The following is a 21,660-nucleotide window of genomic DNA, read 5'->3' on the forward strand; positions in this document are numbered from 1 at the left end:
GGTTCCCAATCCTAGGGGCGCCCTTCCAGGAGTGCGGCCGCGAGGGGGACGGGCACGAGGGCCTGGAGTTCTTCGAGGGTGCAGCCGAAGGTCTCGCGGACCGTGACGCCCTGGGGTCCGGTGAGGAACACGGCCTTGTCGGTGTAGACCCGGGTCACGCAGCCCACCCCGGTGAGCGGGTAGGTGCAGGACTCGACGATCTTCGAGGCGCCTTCGCGGGTCAGCAGGGTCATCATGACGAACACGTCCTTGGCGCCGGTGGCCAGGTCCATGGCGCCGCCGACGGCGGGGATGGCTCCGGGTGCTCCGGTGTGCCAGTTCGCGAGGTCCCCGGTGGCGGAGACCTGGAAGGCGCCGAGCACGCAAATGTCCAGGTGTCCTCCGCGCATCATGGCGAAGGAGTCGGCGTGATGGAAGTAGGACGCTCCCGGGAGTTCGGTGACGGGGATCTTCCCGGCGTTGATGAGGTCGCCGTCGATCTCTTCTCCGTGGGCCTCGGGCCCCATGCCGAGCATCCCGTTCTCGGTGTGGAGGGTGATGTCCTGTTCCTCGGTGAGGTAGTTGGAGACCAGGGTGGGCTGGCCGATGCCGAGGTTCACGAAGGAGCCGGGGGTGATGTCCGCGGCGACGAGGCGTGCCAGGTCGTTCCGGCCCAGCGGGGCATCGGAACTCTTGATGTCGGAGGTCGTCATGTCGGAGGTGCGGAGGTACTTCTCGTTGGACTGGACGCTCATGTCAGGCCACCTTTTCTGCTGTGCCCGCGGTGGTGCCGGCACTGTCGGTCCTGCCGGTGACGCGGACGATGCTGTTGACGTAGATTCCGGGTGTCACGATGGTCTCCGGGTCCAGTGCGCCCGTCGGCACGATGTCGGATACTTGGACGATGGTGTGCCGTGCGGCGGCGGCCATGATGGGGCCGAAGTTGCGGGCGGTCTTGCGGTAGACGAGGTTGCCCTTCCGGTCGGCGGTGAGGGCCTTGATCAGGGCGACGTCGGCGGCCAGGGGTGTCTCGAACACGTGTCCCCGGCCGTCGATGATGCGGGTCTCCTTGCCGTCGGCCAGCATGGTGCCGTACCCGGTGGGTGTGAAGAACCCGCCGATGCCGGCCCCGGCGGCACGGATGCGTTCGGCGAGGTTGCCCTGCGGCACCAGCTCGAGTTCGATCTCGCCCGCCGTGTACTTCGCGTCGAAATGCCAGGAGTCGGACTGCCGTGGGAAGGAGCAGATCATCTTCCTCACCCGGCCTTCCCGAATGAGCAGGGCCAGTCCCTGGTCGCCCTGGCCTGCGTTGTTGTTCACCACGGTCAGGTCCCGGGCACCGCAGTCCAGCAGCGCGTCGATCAGCTCGAAGGGCTGCCCGGCGTTGCCGAACCCGCCGATCATCACGGTGGAGCCGTCCTTGATATCGGCCACGGCCGCTTCGACGGTGTCGACGAAGTCCAGCATCGCCTAGGCCTTCCCGGTGGTGGTGCTGGTGGACGTGACGTTCTCGAGGACGACGGCCAGGCCCTGGCCCACACCGATGCAGATCGCCGCGACCCCCCAGCGTTCCCCGGAGGCCTGCAGGCTGCGGGCGAGGGTGCCTAGGATCCGGGTGCCGGAGGCGCCGAGCGGATGGCCCATGGCGATTGCGCCGCCGTGGCGGTTCACGATGCCCGGGTCGATGCCCCACGCGTCGATGCAGGCCAGGGCTTGCGCGGCGAACGCCTCGTTGAGTTCGACGGCGCCGACCTGGTCCCAGCCGATACCCGCCTTGGCGAGGGCCTTGTTCGCCGCTTCCACGGGTGCGTAGCCGAAGTACTGCGGGTCGTTCGCGTGCGCTCCGCGCCCGGCGATGCGCGCCAGCGGTTCCAGCCCGAGCAGCCCGGCAGCGTTCTCGCTGCCGATCCAGGCGGCGGAGGCGCCGTCGGACAGGGGGGATGCGTTGCCGGCGGTGACCGTGCCGCCCGCCTCGGCTCCCTCGGGGTCGTTGCGGAACACGGTCTTCAGGGCGGCCAGTTTCTCGGCGGTGGACCCGGGGCGGATCCCCTCGTCCCGGATCAGGTCCGTGCCGGGCACCGCTGCCACGAGGTCGTCGTAGAAGCCCTCGTCCCAGGCCGCGGCGGAGAGGTTGTGGGAGTTCGCGGCGAAGTCGTCCTGCGCATGACGGCTCACGCGGTACTTCTCCCGGAGCCGTTCTGTGGCCTCGCCCAGGGAGATGGTCCACTCCCTGGGCATCGCCTCGTTGACCAGGCGCCAGCCCAGCGTGGTGGACGCGAGTGTCATGTCGCCGGCGGGGTAGGGCTTGGTGGTCTTGGGCAGCACCCAGGGGGCCCGGCTCATGGACTCGGCACCGCCGACGAGCATCAGGTCGGCGTCGCCGGCGTTGATCTGCCGGGAGGCGATGATCGCGGCGTCGAGCGAGGACCCGCACAGGCGGTTCACGGTGGTGCCTGGGATGGACACCGGCAGGCCGGCCAGCAGGGTGCCCATCCGGGCGAGGTTGCGGTTCTCCTCGCCGGCGCCGTTGGCGTTGCCGAACACCACCTCGTCGATCCGTTCGACGTCGAGCCCGGGGGCGCGCTTCACCGATTCCCGGATCACGTGCGCCGCGAGGTCGTCCGGGCGGACCTCCGCGAGACCACCACCGTACTTGCCGAACGGAGTGCGCACCGCGTCGTACACGAAAGCCTGGTTCATTGTTTGCTGTCCGTCTCTTCGATATCCATGTCTTGGCTATCCATGTTCCCGAAGACCTGCTGCGCGGTCCTGAAGGCCGTGTTCGCGGAGGGGACCCCGCAGTAGATCGCGGTCTGCAGCAGGATCTCCTTGATCTCGTCCCGGCTCAGGCCGTTGGTGGCGGCGGCCCGGATGTGCATGGCGAGTTCGTCCCAGTGACCGTGCGCGACCATGGCGGTGATGGTCACCGCGGAGCGCATCTGCCGGGAGAGTCCGGGCCGGGTCCAGATCCCGCCCCATGCGATCCGCGTGATCATTTCCTGGAAGTCCTCGGTGAAGGCGTCCTTCGCGGCGTTGGCCCGGTCCACGTGCGCATCGCCCAGGACCTCCCGTCGGACCGCCATGCCGCCGTCGTAGATGTCCTGGCTGGTGGCGTCGGGCTGGACCACTCCTCTGCCGGAAGCGTCTCCGGTCGTGCTGCTCATGCGCTTGCTTCCTTCGATCCCTGCTGTGGTTCCTGCGGTGGCTCCTGGCGTGATTCCTGCTGTGATTCCGCCCAGGAGATGAGGCTCCGCATCAGTTCTGCGACGTGCGCAGGCGCCTCGGCGGGAGCGAGATGCGCCACTCCCTCCAGCGTCACGGCAGTGGCGGTGCCCCCGCCCGCGGTGATCCCTGCGGCGGCCTCTCCGGCCAGCGACGGCGGCGCCACACCATCCAGGGCACCGGCGATCACCTGGGTGGGGACGCGGATGCCACCCAGATCGCCGCGGACGTCGAAGGCGGCCAGCGCCTCGCAGCAGAAGGCGTAGCTGAAGCGGTCGGCATCCCGCAGGACGTGCAGGAGGCGGCTGCCCAGCTCCGGTTCGCGGTCCAGGAAACCCGGGGCGAACCAGCGCTGCGCCGAGCCCTGGATCAGCACCGGAGTGCCCTGGGCGCGCACGGTTCCGGCACGCTCCAGCCAGCCCTCGGCGGTTCCGATCCGAGCCCCGCTGCACTGGACCGACAGGCTCCTGAGCCTGTCGCCATGCTCGATCCCGAGGTGCAGTCCGGTGGCCCCCCCGAGGGAGACCCCGGCGTAGTGGAAGGAGCGACCGGGGGCGATGGAGTCCACGAGGTGCACCACGGCGTCGGCCAGGGCGGCGACGTCGAACGCCTCCGCCGCGGCCGGTGAAACCCCGTGGCCGGGCAAGTCCCACGCCACGACGTCGTACTCGGCGCCCAGCAGGGACGCCGCCCGCTCCCACAGGAGCGAGGAGGTGCCGAGGGACGGTCCCACCACCAGCAGGGGACGGTCGCCCAGGGGTCGCTGGGGCGACAGCAGGACGGCTTTCAGGGCAGGTTCAGCCACGGCAGGCTCCCTTCACATGGGTAGCTGGGACCGGACCGCGGTCCGGGGACGCGAAGTCGGGGAAAGCAGCGAGGAGACGCCGGGAGATCTCTGCAGCCTGGCCGAGGTAGCCGGCGGGGTCGAGGAGTTCCTCCAGCCGGCCATCGGAGAGCCTGTCAGCGGGTACGGCAGCCCGGAGGAGCGTGCGGTAGGCGGCGCCCTGCTCCGTTGGCGGCGCCTGCAGCGTCCGCTCCACCACGGCCTGGAGCTGCTGCCGGCCGGTGCGGCCGTCCTTGTCCTCGAGCAGGGGTGCCACCGCGGCGTGGATGCCTTCGGCCAGCAGCAGCGGACCGGCGAGCTCCAGGGTGCGGCGCATGGCGTCGGGGAAGACCTGCAGGCCTTCCGTGAGCTCCCGGATCTGGCGGCCGGCACCGAGGGCCAGCGCCAGGAGTTGCCGGAGTGCGGGCCACTCGGTGTGCCACGCGCCATCGGGCCGTTCATCGTTGAAGGTGGCGGCTGCGAGGTGCAGCTGGGCGGCCAGGTTCGGTGCCTGCAGGGCGGCGCTGCGGACCAGCACCGACAGGACGGGGTTCTGCTTCTGCGGCATCGCGGAGGAGACGCCCCGGCCGGCGGCGCGCGGTTCGGCCAGCTCTGCGACCTCGGGCCTGCTGAGGAACAGGATGTCCGCCGCGATCTTGCCGAGGGCATCCAGCACTGCCGCCAGGGCGTCCCCGAGCGACGTGACCGCCAGCCGGTTGGTGTGCCACGGCGCGGCGGCGGTGGCGAGACCGAGCTGTCGGGCCAGGGCGTCGGCCAGGCTGAACGGAGTGGCGGAGGAACCGGCGGTGAGGGCGGTTCCGGCGGCCAGCGTTCCGGCGGCACCGCCGAACTGGACCGGGAGCTCCAGGCTCTCCAACTGGCGTCCCGCGGCGGCGACGCCGTGGAACCACTGCGCGGCGCGGAGCCCGAAGGTGTAGGGCAGGGAATGCTGGGTCAGGCTCCTGGCCACGCACAGCGTTTCCCCGTGCTGTTCGGCGAGGACAGCCAGCGCCGCCGTCGTGCCCTTCAGGTCTCCAAGGAGCGCGTCCACGGTGGTGCGGGCCAGCAGCATCAGCGCCGTGTCCAGCACGTCCTGGCTGGTCAGCGAGGCGTGCACCGCCTGTCCGGCGCCGAGATCCGGGGTGCCCAGCGCTGCGACCTGTGCCCGGAGGTCCGCCACGAGGGGGATCACCGGGTTGCCGCCGTCGGAGGCGCGGATCGCGATGCCGGAGGCGTCGTACCGATCCGGGTCGGCTGCAGCAGCCACGACGGCGGCGGACCCGGCGGGCGCGAGGCCGGCTTCCTCCAGCACCGCGGCCCAACCCGACTCGACGGCGAGGAGAGCCGCGAGGACGGCGGTGTCCCCCGTCAGCGCCGCCACTTCAGGTGACGCGGAGACCGGGCCGAGCAGGCCGACGTCGGCTCCCCAGCCGGAAGGCGTCGGCAGGGCTGCGGTGCGCAAGGGAGGATCTGTCACTGGAAGTCCAGGAACACTGTTTCGCCCTCGCCCTGGAGGTGGACGTCCCAGGTGAGGCCGCCGTCGGGGTCCCGTCGGGCGAGAAGGGTCCCGCGGCGTTCGGGCTCGAGCGAGGCCAGCAGCGGGTCCCGGGCCAGTGCCTCCTCGTCCTCGGGGAGGTAGATGCGGGTGAAGAGCCGGTTGGTCAGGCCGCGGGCGAAGATGGCCACCGAGATGAACGGTGCGGCGCCGGGGGAGGTGGGGCCCGGATCGACGGTGGTGAAGGTGAACACGCCGCTGTAGCCCACGGCGCTGCGGCCCCAGCCCGTGAAGGTGTAGCCGTCGCGGCGCAGCGAACCTGTCTTCTGGACGATCCTGCCGTCGGCATCCGGCTGCCAGATCTCCAGGATGGCGTCCGGCACGGTCTCCCCTGCGCCGTCGTACACGGTGCCGGAGAGGCGGATGGAGCCGGCCGAGCCGGGGGTGAGGAGTTCGTTGTCCTTCTCGAACGGCAGGGCGTACCCGTAGAACGGGCCGATGGTCTGGCCGGGGGTGGGGACGAGGTGGGTGATGGGGGTGCTCATGTCTGCCTATTCGCTGTCGTCGCCTGCGGTACCGAGTGCTTCGTTCTCGGTCCAGGTCCGTTTCGGTCCGGTCAGGACGATGTCCCAGTTGTAGCCCAAGGCCCACTCGGGCTGGGTGAGGCCGTGGTCGTAGTCCGCCACGAGCCGGTCGCGGGCGTCCTGGTCGACGATGGTCTGGTAGATGGGGTCGAGCGGGAAGAGCTGGTCACCGGGGAAGTACATCTGGGTGATGATGCGTTGGGTGAACTCGGTGCCGAACAGGGAGAAGTGGATGTGGGCTGGCCGCCACGCGTTCAGGTGGTTCTTCCAGGGGTAGGCACCGGGCTTGATGGTGGTGAACCGGTAGGAGCCGTCGGGGCCGGTGATGCAGCGGCCGATGCCGGTGAAGTTGGGATCCAGCGGTGCCGGGTGCTGGTCGCGCTTGTGCATGTACCGGCCGGAGGCGTTGGCCTGCCAGATCTCCACCAGCTGGCCGGCGACGGGCCGGCCGTCGCCGTCGAGGACCTTGCCGGCCACGATGATCCGCTCACCCTGGGGTTCCCCGTTGTGCTGGATCGTCAGGTCGGCTTCCAGCGCGTGTACGTCCTGGTGGCCGAAGGCGGGTGAGTGCAGCTCGATGGTCTCCGGGTCCGCGTGGTGGAGGCTCTTGGTGGGGTGGCGCAGGATGCTGCTGCGGTACGGCGGATAGTCCAGCCGCGGCTGGATCTCGGCCGGAGCGCCGTCCTTGAGGGCACGCGCGTATGCGTCGGCCAGTCCGTCGATCTCCGCGCTGAGGTCCTGCTGGGTTTCCACGGCTGCGTCCAGGGGAGCGCGTGCTGCCTGGACCTCGGCAGCGGGTACGAGCTCGTCCGTCGGGGCCTCGGTCTCGTGCGGCACGGCCGGCTCCTTTCTATTCATTCCTTGGTCACGGTGGGCGTAGAGCTATGCCGGTTCCAAAACCGGCGAGACGTCACTCGTTTCTCTGCTGACCACGCGGCCAAAAGAAGCGTCGCTCAGTTCATTCCCTCCACTGCTTAAGACCAGTAGCGCCAAGGATACCGAAAAGTTCCACGAACGTACAAACGTTCGTATACCGAACGGGCACTGGGGTCGAAGCTGGAGCACCGCTTGTCTCGGATCCGCGTGTGAAGCGGCTGACTTCTATCGGCTCCGTGCCGACAGGTCGTGGGATCAAAAAATGGCCGCGTTGGCTGCGGTCAAAAACGTAAGCCTTGAACTCGGCGGGAAGAATCCCCTCATTGCCTTCGACGATGCCGAGCCAGAAGCTGTAGCAAACGCAGCTGTCAACGCGATGAACTTTGGCCACCAGGGTCAGTCCTGCGGATCGACGAGTTGGCTGCTCCTGCATGAGGCGCTCTACGACGATGTGATCGAACGTGCGACGGCGAAAATTGCGGCACTGCGGGTTGGCGATCCTCAAAAATGATCAGACGGACATAGGCCCGTTGAATTCTGCGGGCCATCTCGATCGGGTACGCGGTCATATCGAGGTTGCAAGAGAGGACGGCGCCCGTCTACTCACCGGAGGTGGACGGCCCGCGGGGGGGGGGGGGGCAGTTCAATCGAGGATACTGGCTTGGGCTCACACTATTCGGCGACGTAACCCCCGACATGCGACTATTCAAGACTGAGGTCTTTGGGCAGGTGCTCGCAGACAGCAGGTAGCGAGAGAACGACGAACTCTTGATGATGGCCAACGGGGTTGAGTACGGCCTTGCTGCTTCAATTTGGGTGAATGATATCCGTCGCGCGTTGCTCGCCGCGCAGAACGCTCAGGCGGGTTACGTTTGGATCAACGGTACCTCTAGCCACTTCCTCGGTACTAGCTTCGGTGGTGTCAAGCAGAGCGGGCTTGGGTCGGAGGAGGGACTTGATGAGTTACTAAGCTTCACAGAACAGAAGACGATCAATATCGTCCTTCCAAACCAGTTAACCTAACGGTACTGAGCACGCCCACCGGGGGGTCAAGGGGACTCTGCCCCTTAGATACAGCGTGAATTTTGGGCACCGGGAACGACAGGCCGTGCGCCTACGGAAATGAGAGAATCACCGTTGGTGCGTGTGAACAATGTAAAGATCACAATTCGCTTCGCTGGCAACGGTTTGGGCGATACTTCCCAGTACTCTGCCGCGACCTTGAACTCTCTTGTTGCCCACCACGATAATATCCGCATTGAGTTCGTCGGCTTCGTTAAGGAGCGCGCGTCCGGGCGGTCCCGGAGCAGCTTTCGCACGTATCTTCAATTCCGGAAATTTCTTACGGAGGGCCTCCACTACTGTTAGAGCCGTGCGCTCAGCGTCTTTGGCATGCTCGTCGACAAGCTTGCTGTAAGCGTTGACCTTAGCCGTAGGCCGAGCATCACCTCTAACTGACTGGATCGTTTCCGCCATATGCACGCTAAATGTTGACAGTACGTTCAGCTCGGCTCCAAAAACGGCGGCCAAGGCAGCAGCTTTTTCCGCAGCCTTGAAGGCAGTCTCACTGTCGTCTACACCTGTCAGGATAACGTCAACCATCATTGCCTTTCGTGTTAGTCAAAGGTGGACATGTTCACAAGAAGGTTATCTGTCCAACGTACCTTAAGCTCGATTTTTCATGGGGTGGTTCCGGTGGTGATCGGGGCTTACTGGCTGCCTGATTGTGCCGATCATGGCATGTGGGCCGGACGATTTTGCCGCTGGCCGTGGTGGTGGTCGGTGATAGTTCCATGTCCATCACGGTGCTCACGGTGCTCAGGGTGGCCAGCAACACCGCCACTCCGACAAGGACCGCGTGCTCAATACCCAGTTCCAGCATGTCGTCGGCATGGTTGACCAGGAACTCGAAGAAGTTCATACGTCCCCTCTCCACAGGCCGCGTCAGCACTTGTTTCACCAGTGCGCCGCCGTTGCTGTTCCTCGCGACTTCTACCGGGAACCCCGGGGCTTACTGTCACTATAGGCGAGGCTCCGGCATAGGAATCGTGCCGGACAACCATACCCTCCCCGAAACCTGCGTCAGCCCGCTCAGGACGAGTGGCAGGGGCCTTCGGCGCGGCCAGGTCACGGACGGCCGGGTAGTCGATCTTGTCCGTGGCGAGGCGGGGCAGGCCGTCCACCGGGTGCAGTTCCACCGATGCCCGGGGGGGGGGGAGCCCGAGATCGGCGGCGAGGACCTTGGCCAGCAGGCCCGTGTCGTGATCGCCCTCGACGGCGATCACGAGACCGTCGTCGGAACCGGTCGCGGCGGCAGTGGTACCATGCCGGCCAGGATCCGTTCGACCTGCCCGAGGTCCACCCGCAGCCCGGCGATCTTCACGAAACGGCTCCGCCTGCCCATCACCTCGTACAGGCCGTCGGCGTGCCGGCGGGCGAGGTCCCTCGTCCGTAGCTCGTGCACCTCACGGCCCAGCGCGAGGTCCTCAGGGCCCTCCGCATAGCCCAGCATCACGTTCGGCCCGGAGTAGACCAGCTCGCCGTACTCCAGTCCCTCGACCGGCTCGAGCCGGAAGGAGCCACCCGGCACCGGGATGCCGATGGTTGCAGGATGCTGCGCTGCCAGGTCCGGCGGGAGGTAGGCCATGCGGGCGGTGGCCGGTCGAGCCTCCAGACCACGAGCGTGTCCCCTGGACGCAGCTGATCCAACAGCTTGGTGAGCTCCGGCCGTTGATCGAGGGATCCCGAGATGGTATCGACGAACACCCGATAGCAGCCAGCAGCATTGAGCGCGTCGACCTGCAACGCAGCGTCCTGATCGATGGTCGACACTCGCGCGTACCCGAGAAGGTGTCCCATGCCCCCAATGTAGAGGAACTCGTTAATTCAGGGCAGAAGTGGAGCATAGATTGTGGCACTGAGTATCGCTACACAAAATCAGTCTTTGGAAGGCTTTCTGTGTGAATCGCAGCGGTAAGTGGCGCGGTTCTCACAGCGCTTAATGGCCGCTTGCTCGGTTCCTTATGCCCATCCCGCTGCGGGACCCCCTACCGACTTCCGGCCCGAAGTGCCCTAAATCCCGTTTTCCACCTGTGATGGGGTCTCTAGCCCGGTGACGTTCACAGCACTTCAGCAGGCATGGAAGGCCCCGTACGGAAGCATCCTCATCGTTCCAACCACTAACGGGCATCTTCAGATCGCACTGCTCATGGTTCTACAGGACCAATCAGCAGGAAGGCTTTCAGGCATCGTCAGCCGATAAGAGTAGGCTGATGAGCAAGGTGGAAGGGTCATAAACTTGTCAGATCAGGCATACATTCTTCAGATTTTAGGGCGAGCACTAGAATCGACTGAACGGCCGGAGGCGTCGGTTAGTACGTTGGTTCGACAAGCAACCCGTATAGCTTCATTACGTCATGATTATGCTGCCGTGTTCTCGTTTCAACTCGAAACTGCAGACCCCTCAACCGGCTTGGAGACTAGCAGGGATACAAGTGTTGCTGACAGGCTTCGAACTCTCCTAGGGCGTGACGAAGGTAATCGAGTTATGGGTGAGCGCCTCAAGCGCTACATGCATCATCGTAAAATTAACGCTGGCGAAGATGGATCGTTTGCTGGATCCATCGATGCGGCTGAGCAACACCTGCAAAAGCTCAAAAGTGTTGCGGGCGATCCTTCGGACGCTCAGCATATGTCTAAAATTGATGCTTACTATCACATCGAAAAAATTGATAAGACAAACGTTCAGCTAATGCCGCAAATTACCGCCTTTGAGAATATTTTGAATCGCGTTAGACAAAGTGTTCATGATTACCTAGTTGAGGCAGAATCTGAACTCTTAACAGGACAAACTGAGTCCACTCTCTTCACTCGCGGCGAGGCTTATGTTGTTAACCGCCTCCACGAGGAGCATCTCGCGGGAGCTCGCGCGCAACGGCGGACGGGCCGACTATCGGGCGACGGCTGCTGAGGACGCAGCTCACCTTCGTATGAAGCGACCTAAACCGTCCCGGCTGAAGCAAAGACCGGTGCTACTACAGGTCGTGAAAGCGAAACTCATCCTGGGGTGGTCACCGGAGCAGATTGCCGCGTGGTTGAAGATGGCTTATCCCGAGGACTCGGCCATGCGTTTGTCCCACGAGGGGATTTACCGGTCGATCCACTACGTCTATCGCCGTGAGCTCGACCGGGGCATGTCCCAGCATCTGCGCTCCGGGAGCACCATCCGCCGGCCACGGAAGGCCAAACAATCACTGGGTCGCGGCCGGTTGAGGAACATGGTGCCGATCACCGCTCGACCCGCAGCGATCGAGGACCGCGTCGAGATCGGCCACTGGGAAGGTGACCTCGTGATGGGAAAGAGGCCCTCCGCGGTAGCAACACTGGTCGAGCGCACGACCCGGGCCGTCAAAATCGTCCATCTCCCCGACGGATACAAAGCAGAAGCCGTACGGGTCGCGTTGACTCAAGCGTTCAAAGCAATCCCAGAGCCGTTGCGACTGTCGCTGACTTGGGATCGCGGTCGGGAAATGGCAGAACACCAGCAGCTCTCGGCGGACTTGAGCATGAACGCCTACTTCTGCGCCCCGGGAAGCCCCTGGCAGCGCGGGACGAACGAGAACACGAATAGATTGCTTCGCCAATACCTCACGAAAGGCTCTGACCTTCGACGGTTCACAGCCAAAGACCTGGATGACATCGCGAACCTCATCAACGACCGTCCCCGGCAGGTTCTGAAATGGGCCAACTCCAACGACCTCTACCAAGCCCACATCAACACCTCGAATCAGCCCGCGATATTCTCAGAATCACAGGTGGTGCGTTGACCGGTTGAGGTCGCCATCCTTTGACCGGACGAACGGCAGAGCTCGCCTCCGGGTTGGTGAACTCCAGGATCGGCGGGGAGTCGGTGATGGCGTCGCGTCCCAACAATGTGTCTCACTCAAAGTATTCTCAGGAATGGGAAGATTTGCCTTTGATGATTATGTGAGGAGTCGGGTTGGGAAGCTGTGTGCCGAGCTCGCTGAACGGTAGCGCCCCGCCTGCACACAACGATCACGTTCACACAGTCATAGGCAGACATCACGGCTTCACGAGTCAGGCGAAGCTTCGCCTCTTGTCGCGACGGTAGGCGTTGGCTGCCGAGGTGAGAGCCGGTGGAAAGTGCCAGCTATCGGAATTCGGCGATTGAAAAAGGGGGGGGGCGAAAGCGCGCCGAAACCGGTAACGTAACGCTATGACACACGTTCCAGCGAACTTTCCGCGCGCGTACGTCGAGTACCTTGACAGCATCGACGAGCAGTTCCGTGAAACTGTTCTCATGGCCATGAAAGAGTCAGTCGCCGAAGGACTTCATGGCGTCCTGGTGAACAGCCGGTCGCACCATCATCGCCAGGCCGAAGTGTCGGAGAAAGTGCCGTACGGGCAGGTCGTCGACGCTGTTCACTAGGGACAAGGAGAGTCCCGGAGGCACGCCGGGCGCCCTTTCCCGCCCGCGACGGGTCTCGCATGCGTGCGGGGCCGGCGGGGCGCCCTTCTTCGTGTCCCTGTCAGTCCACGCTGTCTCCGGCGGTTCCCTCCCCACCGCGGTGCTCCTTCTCGGGCTCGCTGCCCTCACCGTGCTCGCGTCGACGCTCGTCTCTTCCCTGAAACCTCCGTTCTGGGCCGTGCTGGCCTTGCTGGTGGTGTCCGGCATACCGAGGTGCTGTTGAGCATGCCCGGCTTTGGGCCTGTCCTTGCCTTCGAATTCCTGGGTGCAACCGGCGGGGATACGACGGGTTTTCAGTCTGCGGACTCGCATGTGAGCCTGATACCGCACCCCGCCGAGCTGGCCCACCGCGTCCGCCGTGCCTTCCGCGCCCGGGTTTCGGGTGACCCGACCGGGGTGCCGGAGTGGATGCGCGAGATCGCCCTGGTGGGGGAGGGACCGGGCTGGTTCGAGCCCGACGGCGTCGTTTGGCGGGTCCACGGTGATCTTTCTACCCTCGTCGGCGGGGTTGCGGCTCTCCTCGGCAGGGCGCGCACCCGCTGGCGATGGCCGGGGTGGCACGGCACTCCTCCTACCGCAGCGACCCCTGGGCACGCCTGGCCGGGACCGCGCGGTGGCTCACCGTGAGCACCTTCGGCTCCGCGGAGCTCGCCGGGCGGGAGGCGGCGCGGGTCCGGGGCATGCACGGGCGGGTCCGCGGCACCACCGACGACGGCCGCGCCTACTCCTTTTCGTCGCTTTCGTCGCGGGGCCCCCAGACGTGGACGAGAGGTTTGACGGTGTCCCAGTGGGCGTAGCGGCGGACGGAGAGGGTTTTGCCGACGCCAGCAGGCCCGAAACAGATCCCAATGGAGGCCGGATCAGGCACGTCGAAAAAGCCAACTCCCTTCTCCTGCCAAGGAGTGGTGCATTGACCGGTTGAGACCGCCTTAGGTTCCTAAGACATGGGGATGGTGGATCCTGTTGGTGCTGAGGGTGTGTCCGGGGTGGGGGTATCGGCGGGGGTGTGGAGGGTGATGAGGGTTTCGCCCAGTTTCCTGATCCGTGATCCGTTGCTCGTGTCGCCGGCTACGGCTGACACGACGGCGCCCTGCATGAGGGTCAGCCAGCAGTAGGCGAAGTCTTCGGGGTGCGTAAGGCCCATCTGTGCGGCTGAGGCTTCCACGCTCGAGTGGATGTCCTTGATATAGGTCAGGCTCGCGGCGCTGGCCCGATCTGATGGGCTTGCTTCAAGCAGTGCCCGCATGTACGGGCAACCGGTGAAGTCCGGGGCCTGGAACCATTCATCGAAGATGTCGAAGATCGCCAGGAGCTGCTCTCTCGGCGTCGTGCCGCGGCGGAGGGACTCCGCAGCGAGATAACCGATGGTGAAAAGGTCCTGTCGGCGCTTAAAGAATGCTTCGATCAGATTGTCCTTGGACGGGAAGTGTCGATAGAACGTTGCTTTGGCCACGGCGGAGGCGGCGATGATTTCATTCGCTCCCACCGCGCGGACACCGCGCGCCAGAAAAAATCAGAGGAGGCCGCGAGGATGCGCTCCTGTGCGCCTGCGGGTGTTTCCAGTGGTGCAGTAGCCATAGTTCCTCTTGGTCGTCCTGTCCGTCCAAACTACTCACCCGGCTTCGTTGCAGCACAGACTGGTCTGTCTTGTTCTATGCTGTACCGTCCGGGTTGTCCCCACAACACCCCGGGCGGGGGAGAGGCGAAACCCACTCCCAGGACCGGCACCGGGGACGCCTCTTCCTCCGGTGCCGGTCACCCAACAGGACAAGCGTCGATAAGGTGCGCGAAGGAGGGCCCATGCGCGACCAGATGTCCGCTGGACCGGTCCTGCCCATGGGACCTGATTTTCCCGCACCAACCTATGTCGTCCGGATAGAAGCAGACACACTTCGAGTTGCCTGGGCGCCGGGTGTGACGGTGTCCGACCACGATGCAGTATCACTGGTCGCTCGGGTGGAGGATCTGAGCGGCGGGGCCGGTGTGCCAATGCTGGTCGAACTCAACGCAATGGTGTCCCTGTCACGGAATGCTCTGCAGATCCTCGCCGCTGATCTACCTGTCACAGCTATGGCCCTGGTCGGGGCCTCCATTGTGGATTACACACTCGCCGATTTTTTTATCCGGGTGCACGAACCTGCCTACCCGGTGCGTTACTTCACCACTGTCGTACAAGCCCGGGAGTGGCTGAGGGAGGAACTTGCCCCTGTCTTCGTAGAACAGTGACCAGCCCGCGCGCTAGATTTTAGACCAAAGAGAACAGCAGCAACGGGCTGCTAACGGGACCCTCTTACCCGCGCAGAGCGAACCGCCGAAGATACTGAACGCATCCCAGGGGGAGGACGCTGACAAATTCGTGATCCAGTATCTGGTCAGCATCAGAGGCACTCGCCGAGCCCCGGGGCTTGACCTTTACAGGGGGCCAGCAGGGCGGGAGGTTGACTGCCTTTTCGTACTCTATGCAACTCATGAGTGGGGTCGACGACGGCTGGGGACGAAACCCTGGTCTCAGAAGGGTTCCTACACGTCGCCGACCCCGATCAAGGGGCTCTCGTACTACACGAAAGAAGGCAGCAACGAATCGGTCACGCAGTCTCCGCTGACCGTCGGTGCCACCCTTGTCAGGAATCCGATTCCTAGGCCGACACGTTCGAGTTGGTCCCGGCCGGGATCCCTCACCAGAGACTATGGGCGTACCGACAACAACAGCACCAGTAGCATCTACCTGACTTCCCGGTTGCGGTACTCAATCCACCACTTGATGGACGTACTCGAATACCTACGGAGCCCAGCCAAGGGGAGTTCCTCGGCCGCCAGCGTGCCGGTGTCACCAGGCCGGTCTGGATCTACTGCAGATCCCTGTGCAGATGCCTATCAGTGCAGTTATTTGGCAGCTACCCGTTAAGGAATGGACCTTGCCAAGGCTCAATCAGGGGACAATCAATGGGGCATACGTCGGTTCCGTCATCGCACCGGTTAATGGGAGTCGTACCAGGCGGCGACTATTCTTGGTCGTCACTAATTGGGCGAGGAATGTCAAGGATCCTCCATGTGGCTCCATGGTCGGTGTCACGATTGCAGGAAGGGAAGAAGTGGATCAGTTCGAGGTGAACAGAACTGAGGACGTGTTGTATTTGAGGTGGCGTGCGGGCGTGCAGATCACGCATCCCGTCGCTGTCGACGCAGCCCACGCCCTGGCGGAGATCAGCGGCCCGGAACTGCTGCCCCTGATCGTGGTCATGGGAGGCATCGACGGGCTGACGTTCAGGACGCGTGTGGGGATGAACTCCTACCGCGGTTTCTCCCGAGTCGCATTGATTGGCGACGGACCGGTCGATGAAGTCATGGCTGGTTTTGCTGTTAACTCGCTAACCCCTACCCGCTATTTCACTTCAGAAACCGAGGCCTTGAGCTGGATCAAGGAGCGCCAGTCCACCGCTGAGGACGGCCCTGCCGCCTGATCACCACAAAGAATTCAGGAGATCACAGCAAGAAAGCATCAAGCCGGCAGCGATGATCACGGATAACAGCGACATAAGGTCGCCAGTCATCACCGGCTCATCTGCGACGGAATCCGTGCTGTAGGGAGCTTTGTCGGTACTGACTCCGAAATCCTCGATGGTCTCGTTGAGGGCCTGAGCGACGAGGTCTCTGTCGCGAATCGGCAGTTCGAGGAGCCCGTGAAGATACCCGTCGAGATCAAACTGGTCGCAGAGTCCTCCCATACTCATATAGGTGAGCCATATCCGGTCGGGCCTAAGTTCCGCACTCTGCAGAGCCCGGACCGCTGACCACTGCTGATGATGTTCACCAACCACGCGCACGATCCTCTCAGCTAAACACGCACTATCCGGTGCGGCGGCTTGCTCGCGTGTGGACTTCGATTCGCACCAGGCGTTCGGCTTCTTGCCCCAAATCGAGGTTGAGGATGGCTTTGAGGGCGCGCGCCATTTTCGGGGCGGCTGCCACGAACTCGGCCACTTCAGTGTCTGTAAGGTCCAGCTCGTTCAACTCCGAGGGCGTCCAGTGGTAGGTGGCGTTGGTGTTGGTGAGGATAGCGGGTGCGGTCACGACAACTCCTAGGTAGGGGGCCCTGTCGTGATCCATGATCGGACGACCAAACCACGTGGCGGATCCGCCCTGCGCTGACTTCACGGGCTATTCATTCAAAGTTCGACCGTACAACCGGGCGATTGCACGGCCCGCCACCGCGCGCCTTCGAGCAGAAGCAGCGGTGGTTAGGCCCCGGCAGCAGTCCAGTAGTTATGCGATAGCTGATCGGTTGTCTGCGGTCCAGCTCGCAGTGGACGTCGGAATCGTGAACCCCGCAAGCGGGCCCGATTGCTGGAGCAGGAAAACGACGTCCTGCAGTGGGGGGGCGTATGTACCGGCAGGCAAACCTGCCGGTCAAGGCATTCCCATACCGTCATCCTGACTCACAAAGTCCCATTGACCACGCTTCTGAGAGAAGACTTGGCGAGACAAGTTTCCGAGATAAGAGCACCCCCGCTATCCCGGGACGCAAGCCCTCTCTTTAGGGGGCCGTCTCGGTGTGTAGTAAGCCTTTAGATTTTTGAGACACACTGGAAGCACTGGTCATCATGAGTGGAATGACAGCGTGCCGTGAACGGCGGTCATGATATGTAGCTAGCGAACACGGGCCATGAGACACGACGCACCGTCTCGAGCGCGGGAGCTCGCAGGCGTGTTACGAATGGTCGTGTAGGACACAGAGCAGTCCGCCCGATCCCGAAGCCAGTCCTAGCAAATTCAGCTCAGCAGCGGCGAATGACACTGGGTGACGCGTGAGTTCCAGAGATAGCCGTTTTTGTGGGCCTACCTTTTTGTGCGTGATGAGCAGTAGCTAGTTGCTGCCCTCGCGAGCTGTGCGATGAGGTTGACGGCACCTCCTGGGTTCGAATCGTCGGGTTTGGATTCTTGAAGTTCAGCGTAAGTCGGACATCGTTTTTGAGAGTTCTTGCTGCCCGCTCAGCGGGCCCTGTCGACGATGGTCGACAGGACCGGTTCAAGGGCGGTGCGAAGAGCCTTGGGCATGGTGTCGGACTCGAGGTGGGTGCGGGCGCGCGCGGCGTACTCCTTGGCGAGGTCGGCGGAGTAGTCCTTGGCTCCGCTGTCGAGGAGGATGCGCCGGACGTAGTCGGCCTCGGCCGCGGACATGCCGGGACTGCCGACAAGCGATGAGATGCTTTCCCACTCCGGACGTGAGGAGACGTAGGACAGCAGGGTCGTGCGTTTGCCCTCCCGCAGGTCGCCCCAGTTTGTCTTGCCCGTGCGTGTCTCGTTGCCGAAGACACCCAGGAGGTCGTCGGTGATCTGGTAGGCAATCCCGGCATACCGTCCGAACTCACCCAGCAGCATGACCACTTCCTCCTCGGCACCCGCGAGCACGGCGCCGGCCTGGAGCGGCCCCTCGAAGGAGTACACGGAGGTCTTGAGTCGGGCCATCTGCACGATGTCCTCGAGCGGCGGCATCGATGCATTAAGGGAGGTTTCGATATCGAGGAACTCTCCTGCCGTCGAGGCGAAAACCGCCTCGTCCAGGATCTCGCCGAGCCTCCTCCGCACAGCAGTCGGAGCCTCGACGCGTTCGAGCAGTCGGTAGGCATTGGACAGGGCGAGGTCGCCGGCGATGACACCGGCGGAGAAGCCTATGTGCCTGGCTTGGTCCGGGGACATGCCCGCGGATTCGGCGATGCTGCGGTAGCGCCCGGAGACGTTGGGTATGCCCCGGCGGACGAAATCCCGATCGATGACATCGTCGTGCACGATCAGCGCGGTGTGCAGCAGTTCGAACGCGGCGCCGACCCCCGCCGCATTGCCGAGGTCGCGGCCACCGAGCATCCGGTAGGCGGACATGACGAGACGGGGCCTGAAGCGCTTTCCTCCGGCGGTGCAGCGCTCGAGGGTCTCCCAGAGGCCGTAATAGCCGGGGCCGATCCTGGCGGCGCGGATCTTCGACTCCTCGAAGAACCGCCCGAGTGCGCCCTCGACCTGCTCGAGCCCTACGGGCTCGACCTGCAAAGTGTCCAGGTCCATGTCCATGTCCATATCTTCGCGCCTACCTTCCCCGGGGGGTGAGGTCAAAAAGCCTTCCGGCTCTCGATCACACTAGTTCCCGGGAAGCATTACAAGTGAGGCCCCGTGTTCTCGCACTTTTTGATCGCAGCGGGGAGTGTCTCGCGAACGATCGTTTTCGGATTCGGCAGGTCTTTAGGAGTAGGCGGGGATCACTTCCAAGGGATGCGGAATGTGTGCAAGGTGATTGCGTGGCGAGGATGCCTGGTGGAAGGGATCGGCACCGGCGGGCCGGGTGTGACCGGCCCACCGGTAGTCCTGACAGCGGCGCCCTGGTGAGGGTGTAGTTGCCCCTGCGGGTTACAGTGTGGCGAGCAGTTGCTGCATCTGATCGATCTCAGCCTGCTGGGTCTCGACGATCGTTTCAGCGAGTTCGACCGCGTCCGGGTTCTGCCCGTTGTCGATCTCGTCCTGCGCCATATCGATGGCGCCCTCGTGGTGGGCGGTCATGGACTCCAAGAACATGCGCGATGCTTCCACGCCTTCGGCGTTCTCGAGTGCGGCCATCTGGTCCTCGCTCATCATCCCGTCCATCCCGTCCATGCCTTCCATGTCGCCCGAGCCGCCCATGTCTCCCATGTCGTTGCCTTCCATGCCGCCTTCGGGTTCCATGGGCTCACCCCACACCTCGAGCCAACCGGTCATGGTCCCGATCTCGGGGCCCTGGGCGTCCTTGATCGTGGTCGCGAGGTCGGTGACCTGCTGGTCGACGCCGTCCTTCGCGAGGATCATCTCGCTCATTTCCACGGCCTGCTGGTGGTGCGGGATCATCATCCGCGCGAACATGACATCCGTGTCATTGTGGCCGGCCATCGCCTCATCAGAGGCACCCGGCGACACACCAGCACTGACCTCAGTGCTGGCCTCGGTGCTGGCCTCGGTGCTGGGTTCGGTTGTTGCTGTGGGGGTGGCCGCGGCGGAGCTTTCTTGGCCCATGTCCATGCCCTCCATCTCTCCGCCGGAGGACGAACCGCAGGCGGACAGGGTGATCAGGGCGGCAACGGACAGGGATGCTACGGAAAGGGAACGCTTCATAGTGGTCAAAATCCTTCAATACTCAGAGGGGACAAACGATCAACCCCAGGTGCCATCGACCAGAACGGTGACGGCGTCGACGTAGGGGATGTGGCCGAGCCCATGTGAGGGCGCGGCATGGCTAGGAGCCAGGCCCCGTCACCCGTTACAGCAAGGGTGGGTGTGGGCCGCGGATCCTATGTCCGGCTGATGCAGAGGTGAGTCAGTGAAGGAGCAGGTGCGGGTCGGGACACTCGGGCCAGGGCCGGGGGGCCGCGACGGACGACGGTCGAGAGGAGGGCTCGGCCGGCTGAAATGAGCAGCCCTGTGATGCCGGCGACGATCATCGCCAGCACACATATCCCGAGCATCACTTCGTCGGCGCAGTCACCACCGCACCCGGTGAGCATCCCGCCGTCCGCGGACGCAGCCGCGGTCGCACTCGGCACAGCGGCCAGGGACACGTCCACTACGGCAGCATGGACAGCGGCGACCAAGGTCACCGTCCCTACCGCCATCCGGTCAAGACGACCATGATGGGTATGCGCGGGGCTATCCGCTGCATGTGCGGCAGCGCTATCCGCTGCTGTGGTGGCTGCTGTGACCGCACTGGCGGTGGTGGCGGTGGTGGCGGTGGTGGGTGTGGCGACGTGGTGGGACGTCGAACCGTGTCCCCCCATCCACACATGCATCGCGAGGATCCCGACGATGATGGCCGTCAGCCCGGTGAACATCAGAAGGAACGGCACGAAGGAGGGGTGCGCTGAGCGGAGCGAGAAAGTGCGTGCGAAGGGGTTCTTGGTCACTGTCTCAGCTCCTTCGCCTGGTTTTCCTGATCCAACGTTTCCGTTCCAGGGTAGCTAGAGGCCGGTACCTGCAGGGAACCTCGCGATCCTGTCCTTCGATGTTCGTGTCACAGGGACAACGAATCCGTGCCGTTCGGCGTTCACTAAAGAGCCTGACTTTATCTTGTGGTTGAGACTGCTATTTATCGGGGGCAGATTGCACCCGCCTGGCAGGGTGGGTTGCCGCAGATGCTTTCTCCCACTGATAACGAGCATCAGGTGCAGATGTACTGCCCGGGGTGGGTCATCTACTTGTGGGCGGGCGGAGCCTGAAGGGTGAGGCTCCAAGTTGTCCATCTGTGGTTGAGCCATGGTGGTTGTGTTCTGCTGTTGGAGGACTGCTTGTTCCTGATGCGGAACGCCCGGTATAACTGGCGTTGCAACGGGCAGTAGCCCCGCGAAGTTAGCCTGGCAGTTTTCCGGATGGTATGACGAGCCAGGCTTGCGCATTTAAAGCCTGCGCACCTGACCGATGAGCGGTTCTGCCTCGGTTCTCCATGACCCTCCTTTCTGGAAGCACCACGCGACGGCGTCTGCGACCCAGAGCAGGGGTTCTTCGGTGCGGCGCATGTGTCTGTATTCCAGTGTGGTGTTGCCGCGGGTTTTCAGCTCAGCGTGGATGATCCGCCGGTCGGCTGCTGCGAGGGAGTCGTCCTGCTCGAGTACGAGGCGTTCTGCCTCGGCGTCACAGGTCCTGGATTAGGGTTTCCAGGCAGGCCGGCCGGGCGACCTTGTCGGGTTGACCATCAACGATATAGACGACGGTCTTTACGCCTATCCGGGCCGCGCCTCTGAGAAACGCACGCCTGGTTGAGTCCCTCTCGCTGTTGAAGTGCACGGAGGAGCTGCCCTTGTGCCGCAGGCCCCTGGTAGCTGAGCGTGTGGCGGTGACGTCCGCCGGCGAGATGACCGCGGCCGCGATGTAGTAGCTCTGCCTGCCTTGGACTCATCCACGAAGACGTGGGAGCGGCGAGGCAGGTCCAAAGCCATGGATCGACCCTACCCGGCGCCCGAACTCACTTCGGCGACGTACACCATGCCGACACAGGGATGGGTTGGAGGGCGGCGAAGCGAGGGGAGGGGTGAGATGTGGGTGCGGGTTGGGCCTGTCCTTCTGATTGTCGCGGAGGATCATCAAGCGGCTTGTTGTGCAACCACCAGCTTTAACTGCATCTGACAGCTGTAGAGCCGGTGGAGAGTGTCACGGATCCACTGTGCGCGGTGACCGTTTCGGCAGC

Annotated in this window: 25 protein-coding genes and 2 pseudogenes; 9 read left to right on the plus strand and 18 right to left on the minus strand. The window is 63.9% G+C overall.

What is annotated here, in order from left to right; genetic code table 11:
- Nucleotides 1-11: 11 nt before the first annotated feature.
- Genes ACX80P_RS15515 through pcaH form a run of 8 tightly spaced genes read right to left on the minus strand, consistent with a single transcriptional unit; the run spans nucleotide 12 to nucleotide 6,940 of the window.
- On the minus strand, nucleotides 12-692 hold the full coding sequence (locus ACX80P_RS15515) for a 3-oxoacid CoA-transferase subunit B (protein WP_459279042.1): 681 nt from the start codon (nucleotides 690-692) through the stop codon (nucleotides 12-14).
- A 43-nt stretch (nucleotides 693-735) separates the two neighbouring features.
- Nucleotides 736-1,446, minus strand: coding sequence for a 3-oxoacid CoA-transferase subunit A (locus ACX80P_RS15520; protein ID WP_459279013.1), 711 nt, complete (start codon nucleotides 1,444-1,446; stop codon nucleotides 736-738).
- A gap of 3 nt (nucleotides 1,447-1,449) precedes the next feature.
- Nucleotides 1,450-2,679: a thiolase family protein gene (locus tag ACX80P_RS15525; protein WP_459279014.1), complete on the minus strand. Its 1,230-nt coding sequence runs from the start codon at nucleotides 2,677-2,679 to the stop codon at nucleotides 1,450-1,452.
- The gene (pcaC, locus tag ACX80P_RS15530) at nucleotides 2,676-3,143 is read right to left on the minus strand and encodes a 4-carboxymuconolactone decarboxylase (RefSeq protein WP_459279015.1); all 468 of its coding nucleotides are present in this window, start codon (nucleotides 3,141-3,143) and stop codon (nucleotides 2,676-2,678) included. Before pcaC ends, ACX80P_RS15525 begins: the two co-directional genes overlap by 4 nt.
- Nucleotides 3,140-4,006 carry an alpha/beta fold hydrolase gene (locus tag ACX80P_RS15535; protein ID WP_459279016.1) on the minus strand — a complete coding sequence of 289 codons (867 nt, stop codon included), beginning with the start codon at nucleotides 4,004-4,006 and terminating at the stop codon, nucleotides 3,140-3,142. The genes pcaC and ACX80P_RS15535 overlap by 4 nt, the downstream gene beginning before the upstream one ends.
- Nucleotides 3,999-5,486, minus strand: coding sequence for a lyase family protein (locus tag ACX80P_RS15540; RefSeq protein WP_459279017.1), 1,488 nt, complete (start codon nucleotides 5,484-5,486; stop codon nucleotides 3,999-4,001). Before ACX80P_RS15540 ends, ACX80P_RS15535 begins: the two co-directional genes overlap by 8 nt.
- Nucleotides 5,487-5,497: 11 nt before the next feature.
- Complete coding sequence (pcaG, locus tag ACX80P_RS15545) at nucleotides 5,498-6,064, minus strand: protocatechuate 3,4-dioxygenase subunit alpha (RefSeq protein ID WP_459279018.1); 567 nt, start codon at nucleotides 6,062-6,064, stop codon at nucleotides 5,498-5,500.
- Between the two features lie 6 nt (nucleotides 6,065-6,070).
- On the minus strand, nucleotides 6,071-6,940 hold the full coding sequence (gene pcaH, locus ACX80P_RS15550; RefSeq protein ID WP_459279019.1) for a protocatechuate 3,4-dioxygenase subunit beta: 870 nt from the start codon (nucleotides 6,938-6,940) through the stop codon (nucleotides 6,071-6,073).
- Between the two features lie 301 nt (nucleotides 6,941-7,241).
- On the opposite strand from pcaH, the gene ACX80P_RS15555 reads away from it, so the two are divergent.
- From ACX80P_RS15555 to ACX80P_RS15565, 3 genes are read left to right on the plus strand one after another with little or no spacing between them, the layout of a single operon-like run.
- Complete coding sequence (locus ACX80P_RS15555) at nucleotides 7,242-7,490, plus strand: aldehyde dehydrogenase family protein (protein ID WP_459279020.1); 249 nt, start codon at nucleotides 7,242-7,244, stop codon at nucleotides 7,488-7,490.
- Nucleotides 7,441-7,695, plus strand: coding sequence for an aldehyde dehydrogenase family protein (locus ACX80P_RS15560; protein ID WP_459279021.1), 255 nt, complete (start codon nucleotides 7,441-7,443; stop codon nucleotides 7,693-7,695). The genes ACX80P_RS15555 and ACX80P_RS15560 overlap by 50 nt, the downstream gene beginning before the upstream one ends.
- 52 nt (nucleotides 7,696-7,747) lie before the next feature.
- Entirely contained in the window at nucleotides 7,748-8,002 is a 255-nt protein-coding gene (locus tag ACX80P_RS15565; RefSeq protein ID WP_459279022.1) for an aldehyde dehydrogenase family protein, read from the plus strand.
- 108 nt (nucleotides 8,003-8,110) lie between these two features.
- Here the strand turns inward: ACX80P_RS15565 and ACX80P_RS15570 are convergent, their stop codons facing one another.
- From ACX80P_RS15570 to ACX80P_RS15585, 4 genes and pseudogenes are all read right to left on the minus strand, one after another.
- Nucleotides 8,111-8,584: a universal stress protein gene (locus tag ACX80P_RS15570; RefSeq protein WP_459279023.1), complete on the minus strand. Its 474-nt coding sequence runs from the start codon at nucleotides 8,582-8,584 to the stop codon at nucleotides 8,111-8,113.
- A gap of 31 nt (nucleotides 8,585-8,615) precedes the next feature.
- Nucleotides 8,616-8,900, minus strand: a complete 285-nt coding sequence (locus ACX80P_RS15575; protein ID WP_459279024.1) for a hypothetical protein — start codon at nucleotides 8,898-8,900, stop codon at nucleotides 8,616-8,618.
- A gap of 360 nt (nucleotides 8,901-9,260) precedes the next feature.
- Complete coding sequence (locus ACX80P_RS15580) at nucleotides 9,261-9,626, minus strand: acyl-CoA synthetase family protein (protein WP_459279044.1); 366 nt, start codon at nucleotides 9,624-9,626, stop codon at nucleotides 9,261-9,263.
- 11 nt (nucleotides 9,627-9,637) lie between these two features.
- Nucleotides 9,638-9,838: pseudogene (locus ACX80P_RS15585) on the minus strand (recombinase family protein); the annotation flags it as partial.
- Between the two features lie 688 nt (nucleotides 9,839-10,526).
- Between ACX80P_RS15585 and ACX80P_RS15590 the strand changes: the two are divergent.
- The 4 genes and pseudogenes from ACX80P_RS15590 to ACX80P_RS15605 all read left to right on the plus strand — a co-directional run bounded on the left by ACX80P_RS15590 (nucleotide 10,527) and on the right by ACX80P_RS15605 (nucleotide 13,264).
- Nucleotides 10,527-10,949 carry a hypothetical protein gene (locus ACX80P_RS15590; protein ID WP_459279025.1) on the plus strand — a complete coding sequence of 141 codons (423 nt, stop codon included), beginning with the start codon at nucleotides 10,527-10,529 and terminating at the stop codon, nucleotides 10,947-10,949.
- Nucleotides 10,870-11,805, plus strand: a pseudogene (locus ACX80P_RS15595) (IS30 family transposase); the annotation flags it as partial. The gene ACX80P_RS15590 and the pseudogene ACX80P_RS15595, both read left to right, overlap by 80 nt.
- 410 nt (nucleotides 11,806-12,215) lie before the next feature.
- Complete coding sequence (locus ACX80P_RS15600; RefSeq protein ID WP_459279026.1) at nucleotides 12,216-12,428, plus strand: hypothetical protein; 213 nt, start codon at nucleotides 12,216-12,218, stop codon at nucleotides 12,426-12,428.
- Nucleotides 12,429-13,012: 584 nt separating this feature from the next.
- Complete coding sequence (locus ACX80P_RS15605) at nucleotides 13,013-13,264, plus strand: oxygenase MpaB family protein (protein ID WP_459279027.1); 252 nt, start codon at nucleotides 13,013-13,015, stop codon at nucleotides 13,262-13,264.
- A gap of 140 nt (nucleotides 13,265-13,404) precedes the next feature.
- Here the strand turns inward: ACX80P_RS15605 and ACX80P_RS15610 are convergent, their stop codons facing one another.
- Nucleotides 13,405-13,974: a TetR/AcrR family transcriptional regulator gene (locus ACX80P_RS15610; RefSeq protein ID WP_459279043.1), complete on the minus strand. Its 570-nt coding sequence runs from the start codon at nucleotides 13,972-13,974 to the stop codon at nucleotides 13,405-13,407.
- Between the two features lie 293 nt (nucleotides 13,975-14,267).
- Between ACX80P_RS15610 and ACX80P_RS15615 the strand changes: the two genes are divergently transcribed.
- Together ACX80P_RS15615 and ACX80P_RS15620 are read left to right on the plus strand one after the other, a co-directional pair.
- Nucleotides 14,268-14,693 carry a DUF7793 family protein gene (locus ACX80P_RS15615; RefSeq protein ID WP_459279028.1) on the plus strand — a complete coding sequence of 142 codons (426 nt, stop codon included), beginning with the start codon at nucleotides 14,268-14,270 and terminating at the stop codon, nucleotides 14,691-14,693.
- An 866-nt stretch (nucleotides 14,694-15,559) separates the two neighbouring features.
- On the plus strand, nucleotides 15,560-15,928 hold the full coding sequence (locus tag ACX80P_RS15620) for a DUF7793 family protein (RefSeq protein ID WP_459279029.1): 369 nt from the start codon (nucleotides 15,560-15,562) through the stop codon (nucleotides 15,926-15,928).
- Here the strand turns inward: ACX80P_RS15620 and ACX80P_RS15625 are convergent, their stop codons facing one another.
- From ACX80P_RS15625 to ACX80P_RS15645, 5 genes are all read right to left on the minus strand, one after another.
- A complete protein-coding gene (locus ACX80P_RS15625) occupies nucleotides 15,929-16,285 on the minus strand; it encodes a hypothetical protein (protein ID WP_459279030.1) in 357 nt (118 codons plus the stop codon).
- Nucleotides 16,286-16,313: 28 nt separating this feature from the next.
- A complete protein-coding gene (locus tag ACX80P_RS15630; RefSeq protein ID WP_459279031.1) occupies nucleotides 16,314-16,538 on the minus strand; it encodes an HIT family protein in 225 nt (74 codons plus the stop codon).
- A 918-nt stretch (nucleotides 16,539-17,456) separates the two neighbouring features.
- Nucleotides 17,457-18,524, minus strand: coding sequence for a polyprenyl synthetase family protein (locus tag ACX80P_RS15635; RefSeq protein ID WP_459279032.1), 1,068 nt, complete (start codon nucleotides 18,522-18,524; stop codon nucleotides 17,457-17,459).
- A gap of 339 nt (nucleotides 18,525-18,863) precedes the next feature.
- Nucleotides 18,864-19,598 carry a DUF305 domain-containing protein gene (locus tag ACX80P_RS15640; RefSeq protein ID WP_459279033.1) on the minus strand — a complete coding sequence of 245 codons (735 nt, stop codon included), beginning with the start codon at nucleotides 19,596-19,598 and terminating at the stop codon, nucleotides 18,864-18,866.
- Between the two features lie 176 nt (nucleotides 19,599-19,774).
- Nucleotides 19,775-20,383 carry a hypothetical protein gene (locus ACX80P_RS15645; protein ID WP_459279034.1) on the minus strand — a complete coding sequence of 203 codons (609 nt, stop codon included), beginning with the start codon at nucleotides 20,381-20,383 and terminating at the stop codon, nucleotides 19,775-19,777.
- Between the last annotated feature and the right edge of the window lie 1,277 nt (nucleotides 20,384-21,660).

Source organism: Arthrobacter arabinosi (assembly GCF_054511115.1).

What these genes read in the sequence shown, in the direction of transcription:
- ACX80P_RS15515 (WP_459279042.1), bottom strand. Translation starts at nt 692, where the DNA reads ATGACGACCTCCGACATCAAGAGTTCCGATGCCCCGCTGGGCCGGAAC.
- ACX80P_RS15520 (WP_459279013.1), bottom strand. Translation starts at nt 1,446, where the DNA reads ATGCTGGACTTCGTCGACACCGTCGAAGCGGCCGTGGCCGATATCAAG.
- ACX80P_RS15525 (WP_459279014.1), bottom strand. Translation starts at nt 2,679, where the DNA reads ATGAACCAGGCTTTCGTGTACGACGCGGTGCGCACTCCGTTCGGCAAG.
- pcaC (WP_459279015.1), bottom strand. Translation starts at nt 3,143, where the DNA reads ATGAGCAGCACGACCGGAGACGCTTCCGGCAGAGGAGTGGTCCAGCCC.
- pcaG (WP_459279018.1), bottom strand. Translation starts at nt 6,064, where the DNA reads ATGAGCACCCCCATCACCCACCTCGTCCCCACCCCCGGCCAGACCATC.
- ACX80P_RS15555 (WP_459279020.1), top strand. Translation starts at nt 7,242, where the DNA reads ATGGCCGCGTTGGCTGCGGTCAAAAACGTAAGCCTTGAACTCGGCGGG.
- ACX80P_RS15570 (WP_459279023.1), bottom strand. Translation starts at nt 8,584, where the DNA reads ATGATGGTTGACGTTATCCTGACAGGTGTAGACGACAGTGAGACTGCC.
- ACX80P_RS15575 (WP_459279024.1), bottom strand. Translation starts at nt 8,900, where the DNA reads ATGAACTTCTTCGAGTTCCTGGTCAACCATGCCGACGACATGCTGGAA.
- ACX80P_RS15580 (WP_459279044.1), bottom strand. Translation starts at nt 9,626, where the DNA reads ATGGCCTACCTCCCGCCGGACCTGGCAGCGCAGCATCCTGCAACCATC.
- ACX80P_RS15590 (WP_459279025.1), top strand. Translation starts at nt 10,527, where the DNA reads ATGGGTGAGCGCCTCAAGCGCTACATGCATCATCGTAAAATTAACGCT.
- ACX80P_RS15600 (WP_459279026.1), top strand. Translation starts at nt 12,216, where the DNA reads ATGACACACGTTCCAGCGAACTTTCCGCGCGCGTACGTCGAGTACCTT.
- ACX80P_RS15605 (WP_459279027.1), top strand. Translation starts at nt 13,013, where the DNA reads ATGGCCGGGGTGGCACGGCACTCCTCCTACCGCAGCGACCCCTGGGCA.
- ACX80P_RS15615 (WP_459279028.1), top strand. Translation starts at nt 14,268, where the DNA reads ATGCGCGACCAGATGTCCGCTGGACCGGTCCTGCCCATGGGACCTGAT.
- ACX80P_RS15635 (WP_459279032.1), bottom strand. Translation starts at nt 18,524, where the DNA reads ATGGACCTGGACACTTTGCAGGTCGAGCCCGTAGGGCTCGAGCAGGTC.
- ACX80P_RS15640 (WP_459279033.1), bottom strand. Translation starts at nt 19,598, where the DNA reads ATGAAGCGTTCCCTTTCCGTAGCATCCCTGTCCGTTGCCGCCCTGATC.